The 12,253-nt window shown below is 66.4% G+C and carries 11 protein-coding genes; 7 read left to right on the forward strand and 4 right to left on the reverse strand.

Annotation, left to right across the window (positions count from 1 at the left end; translation table 11 throughout):
• Window positions 1–192 precede the first annotated feature (192 nt).
• Complete coding sequence (locus Strain318_RS01380) at window positions 193–1,659, forward strand: esterase/lipase family protein (protein WP_367886745.1); 1,467 nt, start codon at window positions 193–195, stop codon at window positions 1,657–1,659.
• Window positions 1,660–1,714: 55 nt separating this feature from the next.
• The gene (locus Strain318_RS01385; protein ID WP_367886746.1) at window positions 1,715–2,806 is read left to right on the forward strand and encodes an outer membrane protein assembly factor BamB family protein; all 1,092 of its coding nucleotides are present in this window, start codon (window positions 1,715–1,717) and stop codon (window positions 2,804–2,806) included.
• A 20-nt stretch (window positions 2,807–2,826) separates the two neighbouring features.
• Here the strand turns inward: Strain318_RS01385 and Strain318_RS01390 are convergent, their stop codons facing one another.
• Window positions 2,827–3,267 (reverse strand): CoA-binding protein, encoded by a 441-nt coding sequence (locus Strain318_RS01390; RefSeq protein ID WP_367886747.1) that lies wholly within the window; start codon window positions 3,265–3,267, stop codon window positions 2,827–2,829.
• An 83-nt stretch (window positions 3,268–3,350) separates the two neighbouring features.
• Here Strain318_RS01390 and Strain318_RS01395 point away from each other — a divergent pair, with 83 nt between their 5' ends.
• Both Strain318_RS01395 and Strain318_RS01400 read left to right on the forward strand, forming a co-directional pair.
• Window positions 3,351–4,496, forward strand: a complete 1,146-nt coding sequence (locus Strain318_RS01395) for a saccharopine dehydrogenase family protein (RefSeq protein ID WP_367886748.1) — start codon at window positions 3,351–3,353, stop codon at window positions 4,494–4,496.
• A gap of 94 nt (window positions 4,497–4,590) precedes the next feature.
• On the forward strand, window positions 4,591–5,181 hold the full coding sequence (locus tag Strain318_RS01400; RefSeq protein ID WP_367886749.1) for a thioredoxin family protein: 591 nt from the start codon (window positions 4,591–4,593) through the stop codon (window positions 5,179–5,181).
• On the opposite strand, the gene Strain318_RS01405 is transcribed toward Strain318_RS01400, so the two are convergent.
• The gene (locus tag Strain318_RS01405; protein ID WP_367886750.1) at window positions 5,159–5,581 is read right to left on the reverse strand and encodes a secondary thiamine-phosphate synthase enzyme YjbQ; all 423 of its coding nucleotides are present in this window, start codon (window positions 5,579–5,581) and stop codon (window positions 5,159–5,161) included. The genes Strain318_RS01400 and Strain318_RS01405 overlap by 23 nt on opposite strands.
• Window positions 5,582–5,639: 58 nt before the next feature.
• On the opposite strand from Strain318_RS01405, the gene Strain318_RS01410 reads away from it, so the two are divergent.
• Together Strain318_RS01410 and Strain318_RS01415 are read left to right on the forward strand one after the other, a co-directional pair.
• Window positions 5,640–5,993: an ArsR/SmtB family transcription factor gene (locus tag Strain318_RS01410; RefSeq protein ID WP_367886751.1), complete on the forward strand. Its 354-nt coding sequence runs from the start codon at window positions 5,640–5,642 to the stop codon at window positions 5,991–5,993.
• Window positions 5,994–5,995: 2 nt separating this feature from the next.
• A complete protein-coding gene (locus tag Strain318_RS01415) occupies window positions 5,996–6,973 on the forward strand; it encodes an SRPBCC family protein (protein ID WP_367886752.1) in 978 nt (325 codons plus the stop codon).
• A gap of 179 nt (window positions 6,974–7,152) precedes the next feature.
• Here Strain318_RS01415 and leuS read toward each other — a convergent pair whose 3' ends face one another.
• A complete protein-coding gene (gene leuS / locus Strain318_RS01420; RefSeq protein ID WP_367886753.1) occupies window positions 7,153–9,636 on the reverse strand; it encodes a leucine--tRNA ligase in 2,484 nt (827 codons plus the stop codon).
• 77 nt (window positions 9,637–9,713) lie between these two features.
• On the opposite strand from leuS, the gene Strain318_RS01425 reads away from it, so the two are divergent.
• Window positions 9,714–10,994 carry a methyl-accepting chemotaxis protein gene (locus Strain318_RS01425; protein WP_367886754.1) on the forward strand — a complete coding sequence of 427 codons (1,281 nt, stop codon included), beginning with the start codon at window positions 9,714–9,716 and terminating at the stop codon, window positions 10,992–10,994.
• 104 nt (window positions 10,995–11,098) lie between these two features.
• Here the strand turns inward: Strain318_RS01425 and Strain318_RS01430 are convergent, their stop codons facing one another.
• The gene (locus tag Strain318_RS01430; RefSeq protein WP_367886755.1) at window positions 11,099–12,169 is read right to left on the reverse strand and encodes a N(4)-(beta-N-acetylglucosaminyl)-L-asparaginase; all 1,071 of its coding nucleotides are present in this window, start codon (window positions 12,167–12,169) and stop codon (window positions 11,099–11,101) included.
• Window positions 12,170–12,253: the final 84 nt, after the last annotated feature.

Genomic DNA, 12,253 nt, shown 5'->3' on the forward strand with positions numbered 1-12,253 from the left:
GATCGTGGAGACTCGAGCGATGCGCGACGGCCGCTTGCATACCCTCATCGAGCGCAGGTTCAGCGAGTACCATCCGGGGGTTCGGGTCCTGAGCTCCGAGCGCGTGACGCGGTATCCCGAACGGGCTAGCGACGCCCCGAGAGTCATGACATTCGTGTACCGGAATCCGCGTCTCCTTGGAGGGCAATGACAATGCGCCGCTTCGGATTGAGCGCATTCGCCGCTCTCGCAATCCGCTCCCTCTGCTTGCTCGCGCTCTCCGGAGCGGCCCTGCAGGCGCAGGACACGGCCGTCGTGTTTGTGCACGGCATCAACTCTAGTGCCGAGGTGTGGACGGGAATCGCGAGCAACCTGCAGCAGCGGCTCCGCGTTGCGCCCGTGATTCCGAGTCTCAACTGGGCGCGAACGGAGGGAGAGCAGGCTACGCAGTTGTCGGGCATCTTGAACGCAAATCCTCTGACGGCGAGCTTCGCACGTCGGATGCCATTCGTGGCGCACAGCAACGGCGGGTTGGTGACCCGGGAGTACCGCAGGGGCGACGGCCGCGTGCGCCATGCGGTGACGGTCGGAACGCCTCATTTTGGAGCTCCGCTTGCCAATAACTGGCTCAGCGGGACCACGATTTCGATATCCCAGTTCATCCTGGACCGGCTGCTAGACCCGGTCCGCTACTACTCGCTCAATGACATCGAGGCGCCCTCCGTCATTGACTGGGCGTACTGGGTGTCTTACCCGCTGATTTGGTTGGTCAACGTGATCGACGCGTTGCTCTGCCCTGTTGCCGGCTTCTGCTTAGTGCTTGAGGCCGGAACATACGTCGCGGCGCCAGTAGTGTACGATCTCGCGGTCGGATCCACTGCTACTCAGATGTTGAACTCGTCTTCGAACCTCACACAAGAGGAGGCGACCGTCGCGCAGCGCGTCGGGATCCGCACGTTCACTCCGCCTAGCGGGGCGATGTTCGACCTATTCACCGAGGAGCCCGAGGCGTGGGAGATCGCGCAGGAACTTGCTATTGCGTCCTACATCTCGGGATATCAGTACTACCGTGACCACTGGGACTACTTTCTCCAGGCAAATGCATGGCTCTGGGTTGATGGCGCCGCTGCACTCATAGATCTCGATTATTGGTGGCAGACCCTAACCGGTACGCTTGTTAGCTACAGTAGGGTCCTTGACCAGAACACCGGTTTCTACGGCACGTATCTTGAGGCGTTTCCAAGCGATGGGCTGGTACCTCACCTCTCGGCGGCCTATCCTAGCGGGACTCTTCAGATTGAGCTGCCTGGGAGAATTTCGCACTCGAAGCAGCTCAGGTCAGCAGCTGTGTCGGACGCGCTCTTCGCAGTACTGAACGAGCGATTCGAGATTCCGATTCGCGATGGACCGCCCCCGCCAACGTACGTCGCGAGCATAAACGGGCCTACCCTCGCGCGTAGCGGCAACATCTGTAGCTGGTCAGCGGCCACGAACATCCCGGATGCCGCGTTCCAGTGGAGCGTCGACGGCGCAGTCGTAAGCGCATCGCCGGAGATTCTCCTAAGCGTCCAATCCAGCTTTACTCTCTCGCTGCTCGTCAGCAACGGACAGGGCGCCAGCGCCTCGACTTCCATCTTCGTGAGTGTGGGTACCGAGAACGCAAACTGTGAGAGTCAGTAGCCGGATTCTCTTGCTCACGACGGGGGCAGCGCTCGGCTTTTCGTGCCGGGATCCAATGCCACCCGTTGGCACGGACGGCGACCCGCGCGTGTTATGGCGGGTACCGTCCGGCGCGGATGCAAGACCACACGAGCCTGTCGCGAATGCAGATGGCTCGATGGTCTACTTCCTGAACTCGGCGTATCGTTTGCAGAAGATTCGTGCGACGGACGGCCACGTCGTCTGGGATCGGTCAGGCGGGGTTCCACGACAGAACGGCGCGAGTTGGAATCTCGTGCGCAGCGCCCACGTGGTCGTGGCGCCCCGTGTGGACCTCTATGCGTTCGACACCACGTCCGGTCAACCGGCATGGACATACGTCGACCCAGAATTGGACGAGACCGGCTACAGCACAATTGCCGCCGATAGCCAAACCGTCTACGCTGCCTCCCGGCTCGGAAAAATCCACGCCGTTGCAGCGGGGTCTGGCACGGCGCGTTGGATTGTCGATTTGAAGACGGGGGAGGTCTCAGTCGGCGCACTGCGCCCGACGCTCCACCATAGCCTGCTGCTCGTCTGTTCGCGAACCCTCGACGGTCCGTCACGTGGGACTCTGTGGGCACTCAACACCGCCGATGGAAGCGTGAGGTGGCGTTACGACTTTCAGCCAGAGCTTCCCGGACAGGGCTCTGCATGTTTCGGACACGCGGCGTCGATGGGTGACGTCGCCATCCAGGCCCAGGAGGACGGCCGGGTCTTCGCCTTCGAGCTGTCCACTGGTGTAGTTCGATGGGTCGCACCGCGCGTGCATGACGTGACATCCGGCTTGGGCGACAGCCGGTACGCGGCGGCCGGCAGTGGTGTGTTCGTCGTGACGAGTATCGCTGACCGCGGCCTCGTCGTTGCCTACGATCCCGTGGATGGTCGAGAGATCTGGCGCTACACCGAGAACGGAGGGTCACCATCTCCGGCACTCATCGCCGACGGCAGCGTATGGGTGGACCACGGCTATCGCTACGCATCCTACGACGCGGCAACCGGTCGACTGCTGTGGCAGACGCCGGCGGTGTTCGGCGCCCCACCCACTGTCTATTCGGGTCGTCCGGTCGTTGGCGCGGACCGCATCTTCGTGGCCGGACGCGACGGCTCCTACGCGCTCGTCAAATAGGGGCAGGGTTGCATGAGGCCTCAGCGGCCGCGGTTACTCAGCTCCACCATGAGGCACTTGTCCTGCACCACGTCGATACCATTGCGCGCGAGTTCCTCCGCGACGCCGTCGTGACGAATGCCGAGCTGGAACCACACCGCACGCGGCCGCGCGGCGAGGAGGTCATCGAGGTGCTGCGGGATGTCCTGCGGCCGGCGAAACACGTTCACGAGGTCCACGCGGTCGTCGATGGCCCGCACGCTGCGCACGACGGGCTCGCCGAGGATCTCGGTAACCTCGGGGTAGTAGACGGGCACCGGGTGGATCTTGTAGCCGGCGCGCTGCGCGTACTCCGGCACGTAGAAGGCCGGTGCGCCGGAATCGGCGGTCTTGATGCCGAGCACGGCGATGCTGCGCACGCGGCCGAGGAGGTCGCCGATGGCGGCGTCGGAGGTCAGGAGGTGCTGCTGCCAGTCGGCCATGGTGGGGTGAAAATCAGAGGGGAAATCCGGTAGATTTGGAGGCTGTCCAGAAAGTACCTCCATCCGGGACCCCCACGATGCGGATGCTAGTTCTCGGCGCGGGCCTTCAGGGCTCCGCCTGTGCATACGACCTGCTGCAGAACGACGCGATCACCGAAGTGCGCCTGGCGGACAAATCCGTCGACCACCTGCCGAAGTTCCTCCAGCCCTACGTGGGCGGTGAGCGCCTGAAGCTCATCACGCTGGACGTGAAGGACGCCGCGGCCGTCGCCCAGGCGATGGCCGGCGTGAAGGCGGTGATGTGCGCGCTGCCGTACTACTTCAACAAGCCGATGACGGAGGCCGCGATCGCGGCCGGCGCGCACTTCTGCGACCTCGGCGGCAACACCGAGATCGTGCAGGACCAGAAGACGCTTGACGCGGCGGCGAAGGCGAAGGGCGTGACCGTCGTGCCCGATTGCGGGCTCGCGCCCGGCATGGTCAACATCCTCGCGCAGCTGGGCATCGACCGGCTCGACGAGACGCAGTCGGTGCGCATCTACGTGGGTGGCTTGCCGCAGGATCCCCAGGGTCCGCTCAAGTACCAGATCGTGTATTCCATCGAAGGCGTGCTGGACTACTACACGACGCTCAGCTGGATCGTGCGCGACAAGAAGCGCGTGCAGGTCACGGCGCTGAGCGAGATCGAGCCGGTGCATTTCGAGTCGCCGGTGGGTGAGCTGGAAGCCTTCCACACGGCGGGCGGCCTCTCGACGATGGCCCATCGATACGAAGGCAAGATTCCCGAGATGGAGTACAAGACGCTGCGCTATCCCGGACACGCGAAGATCATGGAAGCGATCCGCGAGCTCGGGCTGATCGACCTGGCGCCGGTGGACGTGAAGGGCCAGCAGGTCTCGCCCCGCGACGTGGCGATCGCGCAGATGCATCCGCGGCTGTTCAAGAAGGACTCGCCGGATCTCGTCGCGCTGCGCGTGGTGGTGAAGGGCACGACGGGCGGCAGGCCGCAGACGCATACGTTCGAGCTCGTGGATCGCTACGACGCCAAGCACGGCATCTCGGCGATGATGCGCACGACGGGCTACTCGCTGTCGATCACCGGGCAGCTGCAGGCCATGGGCAAGGTGCAGCCGAACGGCGTGCACACGCCCGATGAGTGCATGCCGGGCGATGCGTACGTCACGGAGCTCGGGAAGCGTGGGATCCTGATCCGCCAGACGGTTTCGTAAGGCGTTCACCACGAAGGCACGAAGGCACGAAGGATATCCTTCGTGCCTTCGTGTCTTCGTGGTAGAGTAGTTCTCAGTTCATCCCGGAGCACAAATGGTACGTACTGCGAGCACGATGCTGGAACTGGGCACGAAGGCGCCGGACTTCTCGCTGCCGCGCGTCGAGGATGGCCGTCACGTCGCGCTCAGTGAGTTCGCCGGGGCGCCCGCCACGCTGGTGGTCTTTCTCTGTGCGCACTGCCCGTACGTGAAGCACGTGGCGCCGGCGTTGGCGACGCTGGTGCAGGAGTACCAGGCGCGCGGCGTGGCGGTCATCGGCATCTCGTCGAACGACGCCACGGCGTATCCGGACGATGCGCCCGAGGCGCTGGCCGCCGAGGCCCGCGAGCGCGGCTACACGTTCCCGATCCTGTACGATGAGTCGCAGGCGGTGGCGAAGGCGTACCGCGCCGCGTGCACGCCGGACTTCTATCTCTTCGACCGCGACCTGCTGCTGGCGTATCGCGGGCAGTTCGATGCGTCGCGCCCGAAGAACGACCTCCCGGTCACCGGAGCCGACCTGCGCGCCGCGCTCGATGCCGTGCTCGCCGGCGCAGCGGTGCCCGAACCGCAGGTGCCGAGCATCGGCTGCAACATCAAGTGGAAGCAGGCGCCGGAGTACTTCACCGGTCTCCCAGCAACTTGATGATCACGCGCTTGCGGCGCTGTCCGTCCCACTCGCCGTAGAACACGCGCTGCCAGGGGCCGAGGTCCAGCCGGCCGTCGGTGATCGGGACGATGACTTCATGGCCGACGGTGAGCGAGCGCAGGTGCGCCGCCGCGTTGTCCTCGCCGGTCTCGTTGTGCCGGTAGCGCGTCGGGTCCCAGGGCGCGATGCGCTCCTCGAGCCAGCGCAGGATGTCCTGCCACAGCCCGGATTCGTGGTCGTTCACGAAGACCGAGGCGGAGATGTGCATCGCGGAGACCAAGGCGAAGCCTTCGCGGATGCCGCTGAGCTGCAGCTGCTCGGCGACCTCGTCGGTGATGTCGATGATCTCCTGGCGTCGGTTGGTGTTGAACCAGAGGTAGTGGGTATGGGCGGGCATCGGGGCTCCTCAGGCGGGGTCTTGCGCGAAATGTAGGGCGGCGGTAACGTACAACCGAATGGTTGCACGTATATCTCCTTCCGAGGACGAGCTCGACCAGCTCTTCCGGGCCCTCGCCGACCGCACGCGGCGCGACATCGTCGCGCGGCTGATGGCCGGCGAGCCGGCGTCGGTGTCGGTGCTCGCCGAGCGCTACGACATGTCCTGGGCGGCCGTGCAGAAGCACGTGGCCGTGCTGGAGGAGGCGGGGCTGGTGACCAAGCAGGCGCAGGGCCGCGAGCGCATCGTGCGCGGCAATCCCCAGCGGCTGGCGCAGGCGCGCACGCTGCTCCAACAGCTCGAACGCCTGTGGTTCGAGCGCTTCAGCCAGCTCGACGCGATCCTCGCCGAGCCCCGTCCTCCGAAGAGGTAACTATGCCGATCTCGTCAGTTTCGTCCGATCCCGAAACGCTCACGCTGACCATCGTCGCGGACTATCCCTGCACGCTGGAGCGGCTGTGGGAGGCGTATGTGGACCCGCGGCAGCTGGAGCGCTTCTGGGGCCCCGAGCAGTGGCCGGCGACGTTTACGCGGCACGAGGTGTATCCCGGCGGCGAGTCGCACTACTACATGACGGGCCCAAACGGCGAGATGTCGCGCGGCTGGTTCAAGTTCATGCGCGTCGATCCGTACGCCTTGATGGAGATGGAAGACGGCTTCGCCGACGAGGACGGCAACCGCAACGCGGCGATGCCGACGATGCGGATGTCGTTCCGCTTCGAGCGCACGAAGCAGGGCGCGCGCTACACCAGCGTGACGCACTTCCCGAGCCTCGAAGCGATGGAACAGCTGGTGAAGATGGGCATGATCGAGGGCACGAAGTCGGCGATGGGCCAGATCGACGCGGTCCTGGCGGACCTGAAGGCCTTTGCGGCCGATCGCACGGTGGACGCGCAGATCCTCAGCGACACGCAGGTGCGTATCAGTCGCGTCATCCGCGGCAGCGTGGAGCAGGTATGGCGCGCGCATCACGAGCCGGCATTGATGCAGCGCTGGTTGCTCGGCCCCGATGGCTGGACGATGCCGGTCTGCGAAGTCGCGACGAGGGTGGGGCAGTCGTACCGCTACGAGTGGGAGTCCGACGACAAGGCGCAGCGCTTCGGCTTCACGGGCGAACTGCTCGAGTCGACGGCGCCCTACCGTGCGGTGACCAGCGAGCAGATGATGGGCATGGACGGACCGGGCACGCGCAACGAGATGACGCTGACGGCACTTCCGACCGGCACTTTGCTGAGTCTCGTGATCACGTATCCGAGCAAGGAGATCCGTGACATGGTGCTCGGCACGGGCATGACGGTCGGCATGGAGACCAGCTACGCGCGGTTGGAGCGCGAGGTCCTCGCGGTGGCGTGAACTGCTTTGCCACAGAGACACGGAGGCACGGAGCTTTGCGTGCCTCGCGGTCGGCTGTGCGAAGTTCGATACAAGTACTTGGGGGTCCGCACCGATACCGCGGTGCGGACCCCCAGGCACTTGCGGTTCTCGAACCAGCGCAATCCTCTGTGTCTCTGCGCCTCTGTGGCCGCAGTTCGCTACACCACGACGTTCAGCAACCGCCCCGGCACGAGGATGACCTTCTTCGGCTCGCCGGTGATGAACTTGCCGATGGCCGGATCCGCCTTGGCCGCCGCGAGCGCGGCGTCCTGCGTGACGTCCTTCGGCACCAGCACCTTGCCGCGCGTCTTGCCGCCCACCTGCACGACCAGCTCGATCTCGTCGCTCACGAGCAGCGACGCATCGAAGGTCGGCCAGCGCGAGTCGAACACGCTCGTCGCGTGGCCAAGCATCGCCCACAGCTCCTCGGCGATGTGCGGCGCGAACGGCGCGACTAGCTGCACCAGCGGCTCCACCTCGGCGCGGGCCGGCGTGCGCTCGCCCTTCCGGAGCACGTTCATGTATTCCATCATCGCGGCGATCGCCGTGTTGTAGCTCAGCGCCGGCACGTCCTCGCCGACCTTCTTGATCGTCGCCTGCAGCTTGCGCATCACCTCGGCGTCCGCGGCCGCCGACTCGTCGCGGTCGCGCACGGCGATCCAGAGGCGGTCGAGGAAGCGCTTCACGCCGCTGATGCCGGAGTCGCGGAAGTCGCCGCCTTCCTCGAAAGGCCCGAGGAACATCAGGTAGGTGCGGAAGGAATCCGCGCCCCACTTGTCGATGTACTCGTCGGGGTTCACCACGTTGCCGCGCGACTTCGACATCTTCGCGCCTTCGCGGATGATGAGGCCGTGCGCGCGGAACTTGGTGAACGGCTCCTCGAAGTCGAGCAGGCCGCCGTCGTGCAGCACCATCGTGATGAAGCGCGAGTACAGCAGGTGCAGTACCGCGTGCTCGTTGCCGCCGATGTACGTGGTGACCGGCAGCCACTTCTTCGTCGTCGCCGCGTCGAAGGCGATATCGTCGCGGCCCACGCTCGGGTAGCGCAGGAAGTACCAGGCGCTATCCAAGAAGGTGTCGCTGACGTCCGTCTCGCGACGCGCCTGCTTGCCGCACTGCGGGCAGGGCGTGTGGTACCACTCCTCGTGGCGCGCCAAGGGCGAAATGCCCGAGTCGTCCGGCTTGAAGTCCGGGATGTTCGGCAGCAGCACCGGCAGCTGCGACTCCGGCACGGGCACGGTACCGCAGCTGTCGCAGTAGACGATCGGGATCGGCGGGCCCCAGTACCGCTGGCGCGAGATGCACCAGTCGTGCAGGCGATAGTTGGTCACGGCGTCACCGGCGTGCCGCGACGCCAGCCAGGCCGTGACCTTCACCTTCGCCTCATCGACGCTCAAGCCATCGAACTGCCCGGAGTTCACGAGTACGCCATCGCCCACGTAGGCTGCCTCGCCGAGCGGCGTCTTGGCCGTCTGGCCTTCCCCGGCGACGACGCGCACGATGGGCAGCTCGAACTTCGTGGCAAACTCGAAGTCGCGTTCATCGTGACCCGGCACGGCCATGATGGCACCGGTGCCGTACTCCATGAGCACGTAGTCCGCGATCCAGATCGGGATCATCTCGCCGGTGGCGGGATTCACCGCGTAGGAGCCCGTGAACTCGCCGGTCTTCTCCTTGCTCGTCTTGCGGCTCACCAAGTCCTGCTTGGCCGCGCGCGCGCGGTACGCGCGCACCGCGCCGTCCTGCATCGGCGTCGTGAGCGCATCCACCAACGGGTGCTCGGGGGCGAGCACGAGATACGTCGCGCCGAAGATCGTGTCGGGGCGCGTCGTGAAGACTTCGATCGTCGTGCCGCCGGTGCGCACTTCCGCCGTGACGGAAACGGCCGAGCTGCCGGCGTCGGCGAGGGGATCGAGCACCGGGAAGCGCAGGCGCGCGCCGTCCGAGCGGCCGATCCAGTTGCGCTGGGCCTGCTTCGTCGTGGCGGACCAATCGAGCGTGTCGAGGTTCTCCAGCAGCCGCGGGGCGTACTTGGAGATGTTGAAGAACCACTGTTCGAGGAAGCGCTGCTCGACCATCGTGCCGCAGCGCTCGCAGGCGCCACCCTCGACCTGTTCGTTGGCGAGCACGGTCTTGCAGGACGGGCACCAGTTCACGGCGGCCGCCTTCTTGTACGCCAGGCCCTGCTTGTAGAGCTGCAGGAAGACCCACTGCGTCCACTTGTAGTAGTTCGGGTCGGTGGTATCCACCGACTTCGACCAATCGACCATCAGTCCGGCACGATCCAACTGGCGGCGGAAGTTCCGGATGTTGCTCGGGATGAGCTCCATCGGATGCCGCCCGACCTTCAGGGCGAAGTTCTCGGAGTGGATGCCGAAGGCGTCGTAGCCCAGCGGCTCGAAGACCGTGTGGCCTTGCAGGCGCTGGAAGCGTGCATAGATATCACAACCAGTGAACGCGAAGAGATTCCCGACGTGCAGGCCTTCGGCCGACGGGTAGGGGAACATCATCAACGCGTAGAACGGGCGCTCGCCGTGCGCGATGTCGGTGCGGTGCGTGCCACGCTCGGCCCACCGTTCGCGCCACCGTGCCTCAATCGCCGTCGGGTCGTACCCGATCGGCTCCGGAACCGATGCAGTCATCGTCTGTTGAAAGGAATCCCTTGAATCTAGCCCCCCCGGGAACGGCCTCCAACTCGCCGCCAGCCGCTCCGGAGCGGGTGCAGACGCACATCATCGACCGCCTGGCCGACTGGAGTGCCATCTTCGGCACGCTGGCGGTGGTGCTGTTGCTCGGGATGGGCTGGGGGAATCTCCGCGACGCAGCGACCGCCGGCTCGCTCTGGTGGCTGATCGCGCTGCTCGTCGCCGTCGCCGTCGCCGCCTCGGCGCTGGTGTTTCGGTTGATCATTTCGCCCATCGTCGGCAACCAGCTGCGTGGCCTGGCGGATGTGGCGGAAGCCATCGCCTCGGGTGACCTCACGCAGGCCCCGGATGCTGCCAACGCCGGCGGCCAGCTCGGCCGCCTCGGCCGCGCGATGGTCGACATGACGGCGACGCTGCGGCAGCTCGCCACCTTGATCCGCGAGAACGCCAGCGCGACGTCGACTCGAGCCGCGGAGATCACGGCCAGCACGGAGCACATGGCGCAGGCGGCGAGTGGCATCGCCGAAACGGCGAGCACGCTGAGCCATGAGTCGGCGCAGATGGCGGAGACGATCCGCGCGCTGAATGCCGACGCGGCCCGGCTCGCGGCGCTGGCGGCGGGCGTGTCCGGCGGCGCCGCCGATGGCTTGGCGCGCAACAATCGGCTGAAGACGCTGGCGACGGAGAACGCCGGCCTGCTTGACGAAAGCGCGCGACGCCTCGACGAGTTGGCGACGGATGTGCAGGAGGGCGCGCGCGCGACGGAAGCGCTGGCGCAGGCGTCGGACGAGATCCGCGCCTTCGTGGCGCTGGTGCAGAAGATCGCGCGGCAGTCGAAGCTGCTCGCCCTCAACGCGGCCATGGAAGCGGCGCGGGCCGGCGAGCACGGCGAGGGCTTCACCGTCGTCGCCAACGAAGTGCGGCGGTTGGCGCAGGGTACCGCCGAGGCCGCGGAGAAGACGGATCAGCTCATGAAGGCGCTGATCGCGCAGATGGAGACGGCAGGGGCCACCGGCCTGCGGGCGCGTGGCGCGGTGGAGGCCGTACGCGGCGCGACGGCGCGCGGGCGGCAGGCGTTCACGCAGGTCGAGCGCGCGGTCGCCGACGGCGAGCAGTGGGTGTCGGCGATGGCGTCCTCAGCCGGAGCCGGGCAGTCGCTCGCGAAGGAGATCACCGAGAAGCTCTCGTCGCTGTCGCAGGGGACGCAGGCATTCGCCGATTCGATGCAGGACGTGGCGGCGGCCAGCGAGGAACAGAGCGCGAGCACCGAGGAGATCGCGGCGGTGGCGAACTCGTTGGTCGCGGCGGCGGAAGGGGTGGCGGGGACGGCGAACCGGTTTAGGACGCAGTCGTAGGGTTTTGCGCTGAACTGCAGTTACGAGTTGGGAGTTGGGAGTTGGGAGAGAACGACTCGACTGATTCCGCTCCCAACTCACCACTCACTACTTCCAACTGCCGTTCATCGCGGCCGCTCACTCCGCCGATACAGGAACGCGCAGTCTTCGGTGCGTGCGCCCCGCTCGTCACACACGGCGAAGTCCGAGCCCTCGTACAGCGACGCGCCGGCATAGCGGCCGTCCTTGTGCACCACATAGAACTGCAGGTCGAACTTCGGCCGGCCGCGGTCGTCGAGCAGGCGGCGTTCCGTCATCGCCACCACGCGCTCCAGCGTGCGCAGCGCCGCGTCGCGCGGCGAGAGGCCGTTGCGCATGAACTCGACGATCTGATACGACGCGCAGGTCTTGATGTTCGCCTCGCCGCGGCCCGTCGAGCCGGCGGCCCCGACCGTGTTGTCGCAATACTGCCCCGCGCCGACGATCGGGGAGTCGCCGATGCGGCCGGGGACCTTCCACGCCATGCCGCTGGTCGTCGTCACGGAGCTGAGGTCGCCGGCGGCGTTCACGGCGTTCATGTTGATCGTGCCGGTCGTGAACTTGATGGCGACGTCGCCATCGTAGTCGAGGAAGCTGTCGTTCGGATTCAGCCGGGCGCGCCAGCGCAGCCACTCCTGCCTCGTCTTCTCGGTGAGCAGGTTCTGCGTCCGGAATCCCATCTCGATGGCAAAACGCCGTGCGTCCTGTCCGACGAGCATCACGTGGTCGGTGTAGTCCATCACCGCCTTCGCCACCAAGCTGGGCGTGGCGATGTCCTCGAGGCAGGCCACGGCGCCGGCGCGCTTGGTGGGGCCGTGCATGCAGCTGGCGTCGAGCTGCACGACGCCGTCTCGGTTGGGCAAGCCGCCGAGCCCGACCGATGTGTCCTCGGGATCCAGTTCCTGGATGTTCACGCCGGCGATGATGGCGTCCAGCGTGTCGCCGCCGGCGACGATCTGGTCGAAGGCGACCTTCACGCCGCGGATGCCGTTGGACGACGACACCACGCAGGGCCGCGCGCGCAGCGCCGAGTCGCCGAGTCCGACCAGCGCGGGTGCGCCCAGGGGCGCATCGCCAGCCTGCGCGACGGAGGGAAGGGCGGCGGCGGCGACCGCGGCGGCGGAGGTGGTCAGGAAATCGCGACGGGTGGTGCTCACGACAGCTCCAGGGTGGACGGTGGTCTTGCATATCGTAGCCCGTTCCGGCGACGTTCACCACAGCGCCCGCCCTTCACCGGACTT

It is taken from the genome of Pseudogemmatithrix spongiicola, from assembly GCF_030623445.1.
Lineage (GTDB): Bacteria > Gemmatimonadota > Gemmatimonadetes > Gemmatimonadales > Gemmatimonadaceae > Pseudogemmatithrix > Pseudogemmatithrix spongiicola.